Here is a 17,328-nt window from a genome sequence, read left to right as displayed (position 1 = left end):
AGGAAATGATAGCATAAAAACCAAGCGATTACAGCGGGCCCAGACCCAATTTTCAACTAATATTTCTCGGATACCAACTTCGCTTGGGTGAACAGCAGCAAGTAGTCTCTTCCCCCTGCCTTGGAATCTGTTCCCGACATGTTAAATCCGCCAAATGGATGTGTACCCACGAGTGCACCTGTGCATTTACGGTTAAAGTAAAGATTCCCCGCAAAAAATTCCCGTCTGGCTTGTTCCAGATGTTCGCGATTGCGCGAGATCACCGCACCTGTCAGTCCATAATCGGTATTATTGGCAATATCCAGTGCATCCCCGAAGGATTCTGCCTTGATAAAGGCCAGAACCGGTCCAAAAATCTCTTCCTGTGAAATCCGTGCTTGTGGGTCCACATCAGCAATAATGGTCGGTTCAATGAAATAACCTGCCTCGTTCCCTGTACTACCACCGAGTACAAGGCGTCCTTCACCCTTGCCTATTTCAATATATTCTGTGATCTTGGCATACGCCTTGTCATCGATAACCGGACCTACCTGATTTCCGACTTCAAGCGGACTGCCCATGCTCAGTTGCTTGGTTCGTTCAATCACTTTTTGCAGTACCTCGTCATATACATCTTTATGAATAATGGCACGGGAACACGCAGAGCACTTCTGTCCCGAGAAACCAAACGCGGAAGCCGTGATGGATTCGGCAGCCAATTCCAGATCACTGTCGCTATCTACAACAATTGAATCCTTGCCACCCATTTCAGCAATCACCCGTTTAATCCACTTCTGACCCGGTGCGGTGCGTGCTGCACGTTCATTGATCCGCAGACCGACATCTCTGGAACCTGTAAAGCTGATAAAGCGGGTGAGCGCATGGTCCACCAGATAATCGCCAACCTCACTGCCCGGTCCTGGCAAATAGTTCACTACGCCATCCGGCACACCCACTTCTGCAAGCAGCTCCATGAATTTGGCGGCAATAACCGGTGTTGTGCTAGCTGGCTTCAATACAACCGTGTTGCCCGATACCAATGCAGCAGAAGTCATGCCTGCCATAATCGCGAGTGGGAAGTTCCATGGTGGAATTACAACCCCCACACCAAGCGGTATATAACTCAATTCATTATCTTCGCCTGCAATTCGTGTGAGCGGCTGTGGTTCAGTCAGACGCTGCATCTCACGGGCATAAAACTCCATAAAATCAATAGCTTCCGCTGTATCCGCATCCGCTTCTGGCCATGTTTTGCCTGCTTCGTACACCATCCATGCCGAGAATTCATGCTTACGACGCCGCATGAGCGCCGCCGCTTTGTACAAATAACGGGCCCGTTCATTCGGGTCCGTATGCTTCCATGTGCGGAATGTTTCCGCAGCCGTTTGGATGGCCTGCTCAGCAAGCTCTTGATCGGCCTGATAGATCTTTCCGACGATCTGATTTTTGTACGCAGGATTCACGGAGGATACCGTGCGGGCGCTTGTTATTTTTTGTCCACCAATAATAATGGAGTATTCCTGGCCAAGTTCAGCCTCCACCTTGCGAAGTGCGTTCTCAAAAGCTTCCCGGTTGGCCGGGACTGCAAAGGATGTGAATGGTTCGTTAACAAAAGGGATATTCATGAATGATTTCCTCCTTCAGATGTGGGGGTTCGCTGGCTGTTTGCCTGAGTTGCCATGCATTTTACTCATCACCCAATATATGTAGCAAGATCCGTGCCAACTCCGGTTGATGAAGGAATATTTTTTAAAAATAAATATTATCCTTCAAAATTACCGCCCATTTTCTTCTATGCAGAACAACCTTGGCATGATTATTGCTTGATATCTTTGTTATAAAGAAACATGATCCATAAGGAGGAACCCCGATGAGTATCGGAACCGAAATGTACCGTAAAACGCTGCTGACCGTCGCAGGTAATAAAGCTGTGGAGAATCTCTCCATCAAATACGGCAAAAAGCTGGCTGGCAAGTTTATCGCAGGCAACACACTGGAAGAAGCTCTCGAAGAGATTCGGGTACTCAACAACAAAGGCATCATGGCTACACTGGATCATCTGGGCGAGGGCATTACCCATTTAAGAGAAGCCGCGTTGTATCGGGATGAGTATATACGTCTGGTGGAAGGCATTGCCCGTCAGGGTGCAGACTCCAATGTCTCGCTAAAACCAACCCAAATGGGACTCGCGCTGGACCCTGAGGAAGGTTATCGAAATATACGTGCGGTTGCCACCCAAGCGAAGCTGCATAATCTGTTCGTCCGGATCGATATGGAGGACAGCCCATTTACCCAAGCGACTTTGGATATTGTGCGCCGTTTACACTCGGAGGGACTGGATAATACAGGTACGGTACTGCAAGCCTACTTGCATCGTACCGTAGAAGATACACGTGATATGATTCGGGAAGGAATCCGGCTACGTCTGGTCAAAGGTGCTTACAAGGAGCCTGCATCCGTAGCTTATCAGAACACTTCAGAAGTGATTGATCAATTCAAAACGATGATTCGCAATCATCTCGATCAGGGGGTATACACAGCAGTTGCATCACATGATGACCATATAATTGCCTGGACCAAGCAATACGCGAAGGATCGGGGAATTTCCCCGGATGCATTTGAATTTCAAATGTTGTACGGCTTACGCATGGGCGAGCAGGAACGCCTGGCCAGGGAAGGCTACCGCATTCGTTGTTACGTGCCCTATGGAACCATGTGGTATCCATACTACACCCGCCGTCTGGCCGAGAAACCAGCAAATCTCTGGATGGTGGTCAAAAATATGTTCAGATAATTTCCCGGCTGGACTCCCTTATATAAAATGCAATGATAAAAACAAAAACCATGCTGCCACTTTCAGGGCACATGGTTTTTTTTGTATACACAGTATTCCAGAGCATCCAACTTTTCTTCTCTCTGGTTCATCTCTTAATGTCTAAAAAATGAGCATCCCCAATTTAAAATGTCTATTTTTCTGGACACTACCTTTTTGTGTTCTTGCGTGGACTCCGCTCATACCGAGCCTAATTGTTCGGAACCTACCAGGCGATGGGCGTCCACCAGCTCACCTGAAGATGTTTTCCCCCACACGGAAACCTCGGTCTCATTGGCAGCCGAACCTGTGATGGTGAATACGAACTCGTAAGCAACGAAGTTTGTACTATAATTCCTTGTGAGTACCTGGTTAGGAAACACTTCGATCAACTCACTGACATACATCGTTCTCTCACCGTTCAAGATGTAACCGTAAATCTGAAGAGCTGAACTATTGACCAAATCCCTGTTCACAATCCTCACCGTTACAAAACTCGAAGGATTCACACCAAGAACTGGACTATTGTCAATGGGGCCGGTTGATAGAACAGTCATACAATCCCCTCCTTCAGGCAGCCTATTCCCCATTCTGCTTCAGAGCTCACAGCTTGAGTTAGCTGCTCAATTGTTGAATAAGAATAGACGCATTGGCATTGATCTGTGATCCACCTGCCAGAGTTTGCAGATCAACAGCCGATGCACTTGAATGATTTCTTAATGTCAACACATCACCGGGAGCGGCGGTGATAATAATCATTCCTGGATTCGGTTGAGTGCCAGCTCCTGAACCATAGACACTACCGCCTACAGGGGCTCCGTTTTGATAAAGGGTGAATTGGTTTGCCTGAACGCCTGCAACGATGAAGAATATCGCATAGTCCCCAGCATTACCAATAATAATTCCAGCCGTACCCGGTGTATGAGTAATGTTAGTAAGGTTTTCATTGCTATCGAAGGTTATATCCGTCTCGGTAGCTACAGACTGAGTTGAAGTATTAAAAATGTAGCCATAGGACGACAAACCTTGCCCTGTAGAACCCGTGGCTCCTGTTGCTCCTGTCACTCCAGTGGCTCCCGTTGCCCCGGTAGCGCCTGTTGCTCCTGTTACTCCAGTATCTCCAGTTGCACCCGTTACTCCTGTGACTCCAGTGCCGCCCGTTGATCCCGTCACTCCGGTGCTACCTGTTGCTCCTGTAACTCCAGTGCTGCCTGTTGATCCTGTCACTCCAGTATCTCCAGTTGCACCCGTTACTCCTGTTACTCCAGTGCCCCCCGTTGATCCCGTCACTCCGGTGCTGCCTGTTGATCCTGCCACTCCGGTGGCTCCTGTTGGTCCCGTCACTCCAGTGCTGCCTGTTGATCCTGTCACTCCAGTTGCACCCGTTACTCCTGTCACTCCAGTATCACCTGTTGCTCCCGTCACTCCAGTACTGCCTGTTGATCCTGTCACTCCGGTGCTGCCTGTTTCTCCTGTCACTCCAGTGCTTCCTGTTGCTCCTGTCACTCCAGTGTCACCTGTTGCTCCCGTCACTCCAGTACTGCCTGTTGATCCTGTCACTCCGGTGCTGCCTGTTGCTCCTGTCACTCCAGTGCTTCCTGTTGCACCCGTTACTCCTGTTACTCCAGTGCCGCCTGTTGCTCCTGTCACTCCAGTGTCGCCCGTTGATCCCGTCACTCCAGTGCCGCCTGTCGCTCCTGTTACTCCAGTGCCGCCTGTTGCTCCTGTCACTCCAGTGGCGCCTGTTGCCCCTGTCACTCCTGGTACTCCGGTGGCGCCTGTTGCTCCCGTCACTCCAGTGTTGCCTGTTGCTCCCGTCACTCCGGTGGCTCCCGTTGCTCCGGTTGAGCCTGCCCCTACACCTGTGGCACCTGTTGCACCTGTGGCTCCTGTCGCTCCGGTTACACCTGTTATGCTCAGGGTTTCACCCAGCAACTCCTGTGATACCAATCGGTGAGCCGTGACTAACTCTCCTTCGGCGTCTTTGCCCCATACGGAAATTTGCGCTTCCGGGGCAGCGAGGTCTGCTGTGGAAAATATAAACTCGAACCCATCAAAATTTGCGCTATAATCTTTGGTTATGACCTGATTGGGCAACACATTAAACAGTTCTTCTACATATAACGTTCTGACTCCATCGAGATAGTACCCCAAAAGGAGAACATTATATACATCTATTGAATCCCGATTATCGATTTTGACGGTGACGAATTGAGTGGGGCGGGTACCGGTTACACCTGAAATATTGTTTTCAATGGGTCCGGTTGATAGAATGGCCATTTCATCATCCTCCTTTTTTATTCTTCTTCATGCGGATTGAGCCTTCGTATAGCATTATTCAGAAGTTTCTTAATGGTGTGGACAATTCATGTTCTATATGAATAATCACTTAAACAGCCCGGTATCAGGTTGAGAGATAACAGTGCAGCTCACCATTTAAATGTCAGTTTTAATAACTCGTACCTCACTTAAAATTCTGATTCGTTCATATCAATTAACAATTATTCTCAAACAATAAAATTGTAAGCGCATAACAAAAATAAAAAATCAATATCCCTCTCTTCTGCGCCGATAACATGTATGCTTCATGTCAAAAAATATATACACACTACATTTGGAAAGCTATAATATGGGTAACCATCATCCCCCCAATCATTTCATTTGGGGGCCACTTGTAAGTAGCTCGTGCAACAGGTGTACTTTCCGAAAGTTATGCCCTAACTGAGGTGATATCGATGAAACATTTACTTCCAGAATTAATGACCTTATTACGTACAGATACGAGTATCCTGGATTCGGGCCTCCCCATGCCCACCATCCCTTCAACCACTGGACTGGCAGATGCCATCCCCCTTTTCAATACCAGTCCTTATCTGTTAATTCAGGATGATGGACCTCTATTGGGCTATATCGCTGTATCCGATGTTCTGCAAGAAATGATGCATGCCCATCGGCTTATGGAGGCTTATTTCGAGACAACACTGGAGACAGCAGGCTCAGCTCTGACGTTGATTAATGAAGAAGCAAAGGTGACCTACTGGACATCGGGTGCGGAGCATGTTTTTTCCATTAACAAAAAAGATATCATTGGGAAACCGGCAGCGGATTTCTTTCCCCCGGATCGCCTTCAATCGCTAAAAACGTTATATACAGGGGAAACCGTGTATCGAAAGCAGCACCAGCCAAGACCCGATCTGTTCGCCCTGATTAATGCACGTCCAGTGCAACTCGATGGACGTATTGTAGGCGCGGTTGCCGCCGAAGTGGATATAACAACCGAAATTCGTCTGCATCAAGAGTTATTACATATGACATCCAAAGTCCAGCATCTGGAGAAAGCCGTTGCCCGTCTGCGCCCGGATTCTGATCCGTTTGCCAGAATCAAGGGTAGCAGTCCGGTAATCAACCATTGTCTGGAGACTATACGCAAGATCAGTACTACCTCAGCTACCGTGCTTATTCTTGGAGAAAGCGGAACGGGTAAGGAGCTATTCGCCAAAGCCATTCACGACCTGCGTGAACCGCAGACAGCGCCATTTATTGCCATTAACTGCGGAGCTATTCCTGGTTCATTATTTGAGAGTGAGTTATTTGGCTACGAGAAGGGTGCATTTTCAGGGGCTGATCCCAAAGGAAAAAAAGGGAAAATTGAACTGGCCGAAGGCGGTACGCTCTTTTTGGATGAAATAGGTGAAATGCCGCTGGAGCTTCAGGTGAAGCTGTTGCGTGTATTGCAGGAGAAAAGTTACTTCCCTGTCGGTGGAACACGCATGAAACAGGCAAGCTGCCGGATTATCGCCGCAACCAATCAGAATCTGCTGGGCATGATTGCCCGCAACCAATTCCGGGAGGATCTCTATTATCGACTGAATGTCATTAATCTCGTTATTCCTCCCCTGCGTAAGCGCAAGGAAGATATTTACGAGTTGACACAGACCTTCCTGCAAGAGTTTTCCTTGCTCTATAATCGTCATATTGAACTGGTTCCTCCAGAGGTGTTCAAGCTGTTATTCCAGTATGACTGGCCGGGTAACGTACGGGAATTAAGAAATGTGATTGAACGGATCACCATTCTCACCACGGATGGCGAGGTCAAGCCTGAATATCTCCCTGACACCTTCATTTCATCCATTGATCAGGCACAATCCATATTGAACGAGACAGTGCAGCTTCATCCACAGCCTGGCCTGGAATCAGGCTCGTCTCGTTTACCTGGCAGCTCGGACCCAGCTGTTTCAATACATGAAGGAGAACAAGAAGAGTCGCAAGATACTTCCACCCTATCTTATCAGGAGCAGTTGGACACCTATGAGTCGGAACTGCTGCTGCAATATCTGAAAGCCGCCGGAGGCAACAAAAGAACGCTCGCCCGGCAGCTCGGCATCTCCAGAGCAACGCTCTATAACCGCATGAAGAGGCTCGGTCTATGACCAGCCTCTTCTTGTCGTTATAACGGTACTGACGGAACCCCATTGCCACCATCATCCAGATAGAAGAACCGGCCGACTGGTTAGTGGAAACGAATCGTTAATGCTTCAATTTCACTAACCTATCGACCTTACTTATGTAACCCTGGATTTTATATGATTCCATCAAAAAAACACGCAGGACCAGCTCTAAAGGCCGGTTACTGTGTGTTTTTTGGTTTATTCCAATGATATTAATTTCCGATAATGCTAATTTCCAATGAAATTATATTATGCTTTCTATCACCTATAGCACTCTTGCCAGTCGGACCAAAGCCGCTCGCAGATGCCGATAGAATGTCGCCCGACTCATGGAGCATGCTTGTGCTGCGGCAGTTGGATTGCCAGCATGTGTCCAATAGGCCATGTATAACAGCATCTGATCCTGCTGGGAGATACCATGAACCCGGCCCTCCAGCAAATCCAGGATATGAGTCTGTAATTGAATTCCATCCGTCAAGCCATTCACTCGCGCTGCGTACCCATGCAATTCTCCGGGAGAGTGCAGATGAGTCAGCATTTTGCGTACATCCTGTTCGGACCAGGGAACCTGACTCACGCCAGATGTCCCCTGTTGTAACCCGCTGCTCTTTGTATCCGGACCCAAAAGGGACATCACCCAGTCACCGAATTGCCCGCTACGTAAATCCAGATCCAGCACAGATGCCTGATCTTCATACAGGTCACATAAACGAGTACGTGCTCTTTTACTCCGAAAACCAATGTTCTGCAAAAACAGCTTCAGATACGGATTGGTTGCGACCAATATGACCCTGGCCCCTTCTCCCAGTAGTGACAGACGATCCAGCGACATATAACCCACAAGTTCTTCACGTTTGTAACCTGGCACATCATCCCTTGCTGCAGCGAGAACCGCAAAGTGAGTATCCGTCTGGTCCGGATCACAATCCAGCTCTTCTGGTGTGAAACATTCCTGCATTTCGGCCGGAAAATAGTTGCACAACATCCCGCTGCTCTCCCGGTGCACGAGCACCGTAATGAACATCGCGATCGGATCGCCCTCCTTGTCACGCATCAGTACAATTCCCTCAGGATAACGCTGTGCAAGTTCGTCTAAAAAAGCAGGATAAGACGGCGCCTGCCAGGGCTCCACACTATATTCACACCACTGTTGGAGCAATTTGTGCAACGCCGGCAAATCTTCCGCTCGCATCACTTCCATCGGAGAAAATAGTGAATCTGCCGATACATCAGCATACTTCCGATGCTGTAGCATGGATTCCTGACACAAAAGGAGCATTTTCCTGGTAATCTGGCGTCTCTCATGTGGACCCGCTTGTTCATGGAGCGGCTTCAACAGCCCCGCTATTCGCACACGCATGGCTTGCAGACGCTGTGGTTCACGTTGGCGGAAATCCCGAAGCAAATGCAGTCTGGCCATATCATGCAGCGCCAAACCATTAGGACCGGAACGGATAAATGACATACGCCTCAGGACGTTGTATTCTTCAAGCGTCACCTCTGTTTGCAGCACAGATGCCAACAATTCCTGATTCGCCGTTTCCAGCAGCGTTAATACCTCTACCATCGGGTGCAGCCGGGGAAGCGTCAATTCAAGCAGCAGTCTGGCACTAATCATCTGAGACAATTCAGTCCAATCGGAGATAGGAATATTCCTGCGCTGATCCGCTGCCTCCACAGCAAGCGCTAGCCCGAGCGGATGTCCATCCGTCATACGCGCAATCGTCCCCGCTATGCTCCTGTTCAATGATCCTGCCACCGCAATGTATTCGGACACTTCTTCACCCGTAAAATGTTGAAGAGGCATCTGCACGAGGCGCTGCCGCAACCTTGGATGTGTCCGCCATGCTGAAGCCGGCTCCGGTCGTGAGGCCAGAATAATAAGTACTCCATATAACGGGAGCTTGGATACGAAGACTTCCATAAACCAACTCTCCAGAAGAGCCAGCTCCTCATAATTATCCACAGCAAGGACCAGCCGCCTCTGAACTGAAGTTTCACTCAGCAGGCTTAATGGCCGCTTGTTACCATCACTCCCCATTGTCTCAAGTCCCAATGTAGAGGAGAGATACTCCAAAAAAACAGACGGTGTAGAGCCGCAGGATCTGCCATCCATCCATATGGCAGTTGCTCCCTGGTTTCGAGCAATGGACAACATCTCGGACAGCAAGGATGATTTACCGATCCCCCCCATGCCCGTAACTGAAAAAATGGTTAAAGGTGCTTCCGGATTGCTGAGCCATCGGTCCAACAGCATCAGTTCCTTGGCTCGACCCACAAAACGTTTTCCATGACCATAATGGCTGTCGTATTGAATCTCACTACTGTTTTCCATCTGTGTCCTCCGTACTAGATACTGGTACTTTCCCTTAACCGTATTTTCTCACAAGTTGAGACTATATTGAGACGCACAGTTACATGTGAAGTGATAAAATCTAGATAAAAGCCAAATTATAGTAAAATACACAAAACAGCTGTATGCAAACGTTTAACACTGGGTACATACATCTTTCATGAGGATGTTCAACATATTCGCCATTCCGCTAATCGAGCACACCAATCAAGTGGGCATTTGATGTGATTCAGAACGCTGAAGTCCATAAGCAGCTACTATTTTCAAACTTCATGCTTCCCTTTCAGAACCTATACAGCCCGATATTCCAGGAAAGGCGGATTTGTGTGAAAAAAAACCTCGATATCTGTAATCTGAGCGGACAACTAGGAATCAACCGTGAACGACTTGATGAATGGTTGCGTCAAACCGATGTTTCATCCAAAAAAATGGAGACGGGAACTCTTCCAGAGCGCAGCTCTTCACCATACCGCTTGGCTGCTCCCACCTCACTATCCCTTGCACCTTCCTCTGGCCAACCGAGACTGTTTCGCGGCCGCCGTCCGGATTCTGGCAACCCTGTATTACCGAGAGCATTACGACAAACTCGTCGCATCAGTAAAAATTGCTAGACTGTGCATGTTTTTCAATAGTGCACAGTCTAGACTGTCTTCCAGCCTGATCCATCAAGACGAAAAATCCTGTTCCTCCTCGATCATGGCATGAGCAAGCAGCGCCATCTCCAGGCAGATTCTTCTTTCCTGATCCATAAAATCAGGTCCCATTAATTCTTCTAACTTCTCCAATCTATTGTACAGAGTTTGCCGATGTATGAACAATTGAGCAGCTGCATCCCGCTTGGAACCGAAGTTTTGCAGAAAGGCATCCAAGGTCTCCACCAGCCTTAGATGATGTGTCCGATCATATTCAATCAGAACACCCAGATGGTCATTCACAAAAGGCTGCAGAAACGATTGGGGCAATGCTTTTAACATTTGATATATACCCATACGTTCGTAAAAATGAATATGTTCTAGCCGATCTACGGATCGTGAAACTTCGATGACCTGATACGCTTCCCGCAGACTGTCTGGCAATCCTGTTAAACGGTTACGCACCTTGCCAAATCCGGCATGGATCGTAACCTGCTTCAGGTTGCGACTCGCAAATCTCTTCACATCAACAATAATGCCTTCAAGTGACTTTACCAGTTGATTTCGTGTGGATGTCTTGCTCTCTTCCTTGGCACAGCATACATATACCTGATTATTTTTCAGCATGATGAGGCTGGCCAGATTGTTCTTTTTGAGTAATGAACGCAGCAGAACCAGAATATCCTGATGGTTGGTTTCCATTCGCTCACGGCCGATGCCTTTCAGACGGTGCTCCATCTCAATAACCCCGCCGGCAAACCAGTACTGTCCCTTTACCAGCAGACGGAGCCCCATTCGGGTCTGCGCCTGCTCTTCATGAAGAATGTTACCGTTCATCAGATCCTGGATCAGTTCATTCTGGTTGCGTACCATCTTCTCCTCCAGAAACTGCGACCGCAGAGTCAGTGCCGCCGCAGCCTTCGCTGTATAATCGAGCAATAGCTTAAGATACTCGACGGGTGCTGAAGGATGTACAACCATGCCTACCGCGGAAAAAACCTGACCAAAACATACGACCGGGTGACACAGTAACACCTGTTCCTCATCCAGATGGAACCATAATTCGGTGTCTGAATCATTGAGATCCAGATGCTCAACCTCCTGTTCGTACCATGTGTAGATCGCTTGCTGTGTCTCCGAAGGTAGCTCCGGCACAAAACTGCCCGGTTCCATGGACGAGATATACACAACCGGTTTGGCCGCGTATTCATGCAGAAGATGAAGTACAGCCGACATGTCTGTACTCTGTAATGTTCGCTGCTGAAGCTGACGGGAATAGGTTTCCAGACTCTTCAGCAGTTGGTGTTGATGATTAATAAGCAAAGCGTGAATATCTTGCGTGATCTCAACAAAACGGACCGGTTGCTCAAACACGATAAGCGGGAATTGATGCCTGTCAGCCAGTTCAATCAATTCTTCGGGAATGCCATGAATGCTCGTACCAAATTCCACGCAGAGCCCCGCCGCTTCGCTCCGGATTAACTGGAGCAGATATTCTTCGCGCCCTTCTTCCGATTGAAGCCATAGTCCAGTGGATAAAATAAGATCATGGGGACTTACAAATGGAGAAACATTGGTAATCTCCAACACATGAACCCATCCAACCTGACGTAATGTTCCTTCTTCCCCCGCAGCAAGCCGGGCTTTGGCAAAGACGGGGCGAGCCAGAATATCCTTTATCGTAAACACGCGGTCATTTCTCAATATCGATCCCTCATAGTGTCATTTTTTCTTACATTATAAGCGATGGGTAAATGTCCTGAATAGTCTTTTCTCGACATTATGTTGAATCAATTCTTCAAAACATAGACATGAGGTAAGGTGCAAAACGATGATCCAGGTCATAAACTTGTAGTATAAGCTAACAACCATTAAATGGACGAGGTGCATGGCGATGAGAATCGGAATTCCGAAAGAAATCAAAAACAATGAAAACCGTGTAGCAATGACCCCAGCTGGAGCTGCTGATTTTGTCAGAGCCGGACATCAGGTCATGATCGAACGTGGCGCAGGATTGGGCAGTGGATTCACAGACAACGAATATCAATCGGCTGGAGCGGAGCTTCGGGATACAGCTTCAACTGTGTGGGCTGAGGCAGATATGATCATCAAGGTCAAAGAACCCCTTGCCAGCGAATACGCCTATTTCCGTCCTGGCTTGATTCTCTTCACCTACCTGCACCTCGCAGCGGAACCTGCACTGGCAAAGGCACTGATTGAAAGCCGGGTAACCGCCATTGCGTACGAGACACTGGAAGTTAACGGTACGCTGCCTCTGCTCACACCGATGAGTGAAGTTGCCGGACGGATGTCGGCTCAGATTGGAGCGCAGCTGCTGGAGAAAACGGAAGGTGGCAAAGGCATTCTGTTATCCGGCGTACCCGGCGTAAGCCGTGGCAAGGTCGTCGTTATTGGTGGCGGGACGGTGGGCACGAATGCCGCCAAAATCGCGATTGGTCTGGGTGCGGATGTGACCATCCTCGATTTGAATCTGAATCGTCTGCGCCAGCTGGATGATATTTTTGGCAATCAGATTCATACGCTGGTATCGAGTCCATCCAATATTGCGTCGGCTGTTGCGGCTGCCGACCTGCTGATCTGTGCGGTGCTGATTCCAGGCGCCAAAGCGCCAACCCTAGTCAGCGAGCAAATGGTCACCACCATGGCACCCGGTTCGGTCATTGTCGATGTGGCGATTGATCAGGGCGGAATTGTGGAGACCATTGATCATATCACGACCCACGATGAACCGACCTATGTGAAGCATGGTGTGGTGCATTACGCGGTAGCGAACATGCCGGGCGCGGTGCCGCGCACGTCTACGGTGGCGCTGACCAACGCCACCATGCCTTATGCGCTGCAGCTGGCGAACCACGGTGCAGCCGCCGCGATTCGCGGCAGTTCGTCCATTCGCAGCGCGATAAACGTGCTGAATGGACATATCACGTATGAGGCGGTTGCCCGGGATCTCGGGCATGCCTATGTTCCCGCAGGACAGGCGCTGGAGAATACCGCCGCGGTCCAGTAATCTTGATATGACCGTTCCACCTGGCGCCTTGTCGCCGGCCTGTGGAACGTAATAGAAGCGCCAGTCCGGGCAGATCCTGTCCAGGCTGGCGCTTCTTGTTTTATTTTTACATGAAATAGGAATGAGATCTGAAGATGCTTCGGGTGGCGCTCTATACTACACGTTCGCTGCACACCTCACGGAAATTACAGTCCCGGCAAGCGCGGCGTGAAGGCATTGGCGTGAAATACGAGACGTCCTTGGGACGGTTGTAATACTCATCATCCACACAGGAGCGCATCTCCGCTATATACCGCCCCACGTTCTCCTCCACCTTCAGGATATCCTCTTCCGTTGCCGTAAACTCTCGGTGTGTCCCGGTTAACAGGTACTCCACCCGCAGCTCAATCTGCTCCAGTGGAACCCGGTAATGCTCCCTCACATAGGATGCGTACAGCATCAACTGATCCGAGAAGTCATCCTCCTTGCCCGTTTTCCAGTCCACAATGACGATGTTGCCGTTGCTGCGACGATATAACAAGTCCATCTTCACATACACACGCGTATCGTGCAGCATCATCGTATCCCATTTCTCAATCTCCAAAATATCCGTACTCGCACGGGACAAGTCCTCCCACGTGAGCGTCTGATACAGATTGCCGACACAGGCCGAGGCTCGTTCTTTGATCGTGGCAATCCGGTCATTCAACGTGTCATCCCCGTAATACATCTCGGACAACATCACCCGGTTCTTGGGGTCGAGCCGCCACTGATCCTGATCCATGGATTCCACATACGCCTGATTCAGCAGCTTGCGCATCGTCAGTTCCAGGAAGTGCTCACGAGGTTTATCCTTGCCTTCTTCCCTGCTACGTACCGCCGATTCACACATCCGATGTGCGAGGTCACCGAATACGAGGTATAGATTACTGAGCTGCTTCAATCGATACAGACGTACCTGCATCTCATCAGCCGACTCTGCCTTCCAGCCGTTATGGGCTCCATAATAATGATAATAATATTTGCGCAGGCACTCATCGAACATACTCGCCCGCGACTGCGAATAAGACCACTGCGGGTATTGTGCCATAAGATATTCTGCCTTTCTGTATGCCGGATCTGCATGAGATCCCTTAATGCTCACAGTATATAGGAAAGGGCAAAAACGCCGCAAGCACCCTTCCGTAATTTTCTTCTATCCGCAACCGTTTCCGATTCAATGCGTAACGTTTATATAGTAACATCACCAAAAGATGAAATTACAACGCAGAACACATACTATACTAAAAGAGTACAGGATTTTGCAGTTAGACAGATGAATTGTACAGGCATATCCTAAAAGGAGGCACCACCCATGAATCGACCGGATTGGTTCCAGGCGGAAGAGGCATTACAACAAATCCAAGTCATCGGAAGCGACCGGAATGAGCTCGTGAACATCATTGGCCATGTAGAAGGACTGAATTGTATTGGTACAGGAACGGATGCGGCGGTATTTACGTATGACGGCTTGCCACAGTATGCCTTCAAGATGTACTCAGATCATGCCCTGGACAAACTTGAAAATGAAAAACAGGTATATGAGCAGCTCAAAGGCCTGCCCTACTTCCCTACCTATTACGGCAGCGGCCGGAATGTTCTTGTGATTAGTTTTGAAGCGGGAGATACCTTGCTCGAATGTCTGGAAAAAGGAATCCCGGTCCCCGAGCAGGTCATGCTCGATGTGGACGAAGCTCGTGAGGCAGTACGCAGCCGTGGCCTGAATCCACGGGACATTCACCTAAAAAATGTAATTCTCCAGAATGGACGCGGAAAAGTCATCGACGTCTCGGAGTATATTCAGGACGGCAACGATAATCGCTGGGAGCATCTCGTCTGGGCCTATCACAATATTTATCCACGGATCAAAGGTACGCCCATCTCCCCACGCATGCTGCAAACGATCAAATGGGGATACAATCAACTGGATCAGGCCAATATCAAATTGGACGACCTCTCCAAGAAGGCCAACCGATTATTCTCGAAATTCATGAAATAAGCAATGTTTATAAAACAGATCAAATGTTTGTTCTGATATCTGATATTCATAAAATAATCCGGATTACTCGCACATCTCTGGCGGTGATCCGGATTTTTGTTTGTACCCTGTTGACGCAAGGCCTTCCTATTTTAAACGCCCCTGCGAGGGTGTCATCCCTTTGTATTGTTTATACAGCTTCGTAAAATAGTTAGCATTATCACAGCCAACCTGAGCAGCGATCTCGGTAATGGTAAGGCTGCTCTCCTGCAGCAACTGTTCGGCTTTCGTCATTCGGCACCCATTCACATATTCTACAAAGGTGCGTCCAGTCAGTTTTTTGAACATTTTGCAAAAATGATACGTGTTCAGACCCACCTGACCGGCTGCCTCGGTAACGGATATTTTCCCTGTTGGCTCCGCTTCAATCTGCTCAATCAAATGTTTGAAACGTTCCCGATTGGGAAAATACGATCCCTTTGTTTTATCAGGAAGCTGGTGTGGCATAAATGTACGGGCAAGCAGTGTGAACAAGGCATGCAGCTTGGATTTCACAACCAGTTGGTAGGCAAGCGGCTGTGAGGCCATCTCCTCGATGGCTTCATCCAACAGGGAGTAATAGCCTTGGCAAGCTATGTCGTGCTCCGCCGGTTTTACCGGGAATCTTACCTTCCCCTCCAGATAGGGAGCAACATATTTCAAGTGAACGGGATCATGGGTAAAATCATGAAATAATGCACTGTTGAGCACAACCGAATCAAAATGGATATCCCCTTCCTCCAGAGCATACCCAACATGCAGCGCCCCTCCAGGAATGATAATAACCTCACCTGCTTGAGCTACGTAAGGCCTGCTGTCGATATGAAACAGTGCACTTCCCTTCCGCATAAAAATCAGTTCAAAGTGTTCATGCCAGTGCAAGTACAGAATGCATTCTTCCGTTTTCATCCCCCAGCAACGATTCTGGAACAGCTGAAATGGATGCGATTTATGGTCAATGCGGGTATTTTCGTGAAGCGCTTTCAGGTCCAGCACGCTGTCTCCTCCTCTCCCCACAAGATCAGACTAATATTGCACAAGATTGTATAGAGCCATCCGGCAGATGCCCGGCTATAATGAGTGTGTCACGAAGTACTATAAGCCAATATTGGAGTGAAATACAACCATGAATAATCCGTTACGTATAGGCACACTTGTAGGTGGACATGACGCAGTCCGCGTCATTCCACAGATTATGAAACATGGCTTCGAATCATTCAATCTGACCTTCTGGCAAACGACTGGTGATCTGGACCTCACTGAGACAGCCAAACGTGTCCGTGAAATCGTGGACGAACAGGGAATTGTCATCTCTGCAGTAAGTGTGTTCGGCAATCCGCTCACCGGAGTCGGGGATAATGCCGATACACTGGCCAGTTGGGAACGGGTGATTGACCATGCCCACCTCTTCGGAGCGGATATCGTCTCCGGGTTTACCGGACGACTGACCGATCAACCGATTGACCAATCAATCCCACGGTTCAAGGAAGTGTTTGGAGAACTGGCACGCCGGGCTGCAGACCGGGGTGTACGCATTGCTTTTGAAAACTGTGATATGGGCGGTACATGGCAGACGGGTGATTGGAACATTGCGCATAATCCAACGGCCTGGGAGATGATGTTCGATGCAGTTCCTGACGAAAACATCGGATTGGAATGGGAGCCATGCCATCAAATGTCCAGCCTGATCGACCCGATTCCGCAGCTGCGCAAGTGGGCGCCTAAAGTGTTCCATGTGCACGGCAAAGATGCCACCATTGCCTGGGACATCGTCAAAGAATATGGCGTGCACGGCCCACGAGAATTCGTCTGGCACCGTACGCCTGGATTCGGGGATACCAACTGGTCCGACATCATTACGATTCTGCGCCAAAATGGGTATCAGGGAACGATTGATATTGAAGGTTGGCATGATCCTGTCTACAAAGATGAACTCGAAATGACCGGACAGGTGCACGCTTTAAAATATTTGAAACAATGTCGTGGTGGAGATTTTGTTCCCAATCCGGTATAGAAACGGGATTAACATTGAGTTGCATGA

At 48.8% G+C, this 17,328-nt stretch carries 13 protein-coding genes; 6 read left to right on the top strand and 7 right to left on the bottom strand.

What is annotated here, in order from left to right; genetic code table 11:
* Window positions 1-56: 56 nt before the first annotated feature.
* Window positions 57-1,604 (bottom strand): L-glutamate gamma-semialdehyde dehydrogenase, encoded by a 1,548-nt coding sequence (gene pruA / locus BLV50_RS12195; RefSeq protein ID WP_090807935.1) that lies wholly within the window; start codon window positions 1,602-1,604, stop codon window positions 57-59.
* A 245-nt stretch (window positions 1,605-1,849) separates the two neighbouring features.
* Between pruA and BLV50_RS12190 the strand changes: the two genes are divergently transcribed.
* Entirely contained in the window at window positions 1,850-2,773 is a 924-nt protein-coding gene (locus BLV50_RS12190; protein WP_064640276.1) for a proline dehydrogenase family protein, read from the top strand.
* A 218-nt stretch (window positions 2,774-2,991) separates the two neighbouring features.
* On the opposite strand, the gene BLV50_RS12185 is transcribed toward BLV50_RS12190, so the two are convergent.
* A complete protein-coding gene (locus tag BLV50_RS12185) occupies window positions 2,992-3,348 on the bottom strand; it encodes a hypothetical protein (protein ID WP_090807934.1) in 357 nt (118 codons plus the stop codon).
* A gap of 58 nt (window positions 3,349-3,406) precedes the next feature.
* Complete coding sequence (locus BLV50_RS32460) at window positions 3,407-5,071, bottom strand: collagen-like protein (RefSeq protein WP_143038115.1); 1,665 nt, start codon at window positions 5,069-5,071, stop codon at window positions 3,407-3,409.
* 455 nt (window positions 5,072-5,526) lie between these two features.
* On the opposite strand from BLV50_RS32460, the gene BLV50_RS12170 reads away from it, so the two are divergent.
* Window positions 5,527-7,221: a sigma-54 interaction domain-containing protein gene (locus BLV50_RS12170; protein ID WP_090807929.1), complete on the top strand. Its 1,695-nt coding sequence runs from the start codon at window positions 5,527-5,529 to the stop codon at window positions 7,219-7,221.
* 283 nt (window positions 7,222-7,504) lie between these two features.
* Here the strand turns inward: BLV50_RS12170 and BLV50_RS12165 are convergent, their stop codons facing one another.
* Window positions 7,505-9,574 (bottom strand): nSTAND1 domain-containing NTPase, encoded by a 2,070-nt coding sequence (locus BLV50_RS12165; RefSeq protein ID WP_090807927.1) that lies wholly within the window; start codon window positions 9,572-9,574, stop codon window positions 7,505-7,507.
* Between the two features lie 344 nt (window positions 9,575-9,918).
* Between BLV50_RS12165 and BLV50_RS32455 the strand changes: the two genes are divergently transcribed.
* Window positions 9,919-10,203, top strand: a complete 285-nt coding sequence (locus BLV50_RS32455; protein ID WP_139295722.1) for a hypothetical protein — start codon at window positions 9,919-9,921, stop codon at window positions 10,201-10,203.
* A gap of 54 nt (window positions 10,204-10,257) precedes the next feature.
* Here the strand turns inward: BLV50_RS32455 and BLV50_RS12155 are convergent, their stop codons facing one another.
* Window positions 10,258-11,928 (bottom strand): PucR family transcriptional regulator, encoded by a 1,671-nt coding sequence (locus tag BLV50_RS12155; protein ID WP_090807925.1) that lies wholly within the window; start codon window positions 11,926-11,928, stop codon window positions 10,258-10,260.
* A gap of 190 nt (window positions 11,929-12,118) precedes the next feature.
* Between BLV50_RS12155 and ald the strand changes: the two genes are divergently transcribed.
* Window positions 12,119-13,252 (top strand): alanine dehydrogenase, encoded by a 1,134-nt coding sequence (gene ald, locus BLV50_RS12150; RefSeq protein WP_063567665.1) that lies wholly within the window; start codon window positions 12,119-12,121, stop codon window positions 13,250-13,252.
* A 151-nt stretch (window positions 13,253-13,403) separates the two neighbouring features.
* Here the strand turns inward: ald and BLV50_RS12145 are convergent, their stop codons facing one another.
* Complete coding sequence (locus BLV50_RS12145) at window positions 13,404-14,321, bottom strand: PD-(D/E)XK nuclease family protein (RefSeq protein WP_063567666.1); 918 nt, start codon at window positions 14,319-14,321, stop codon at window positions 13,404-13,406.
* Window positions 14,322-14,585: 264 nt separating this feature from the next.
* On the opposite strand from BLV50_RS12145, the gene BLV50_RS12140 reads away from it, so the two are divergent.
* A complete protein-coding gene (locus BLV50_RS12140) occupies window positions 14,586-15,269 on the top strand; it encodes a hypothetical protein (protein ID WP_063567667.1) in 684 nt (227 codons plus the stop codon).
* A gap of 126 nt (window positions 15,270-15,395) precedes the next feature.
* Here the strand turns inward: BLV50_RS12140 and BLV50_RS12135 are convergent, their stop codons facing one another.
* Entirely contained in the window at window positions 15,396-16,283 is an 888-nt protein-coding gene (locus BLV50_RS12135; protein WP_063567668.1) for a helix-turn-helix transcriptional regulator, read from the bottom strand.
* Window positions 16,284-16,413: 130 nt separating this feature from the next.
* Between BLV50_RS12135 and BLV50_RS12130 the strand changes: the two genes are divergently transcribed.
* Window positions 16,414-17,301: a sugar phosphate isomerase/epimerase family protein gene (locus tag BLV50_RS12130; protein ID WP_063567669.1), complete on the top strand. Its 888-nt coding sequence runs from the start codon at window positions 16,414-16,416 to the stop codon at window positions 17,299-17,301.
* The last annotated feature ends 27 nt before the right edge of the window (window positions 17,302-17,328 follow it).

Source organism: Paenibacillus sp. 276b (genome assembly GCF_900107875.1).
Taxonomy (GTDB): domain Bacteria; phylum Bacillota; class Bacilli; order Paenibacillales; family Paenibacillaceae; genus Paenibacillus; species Paenibacillus marchantiae.
Note: the sequence above shows the minus strand (reverse complement) of the source record. Positions and strands in the feature narration are given on the sequence as shown.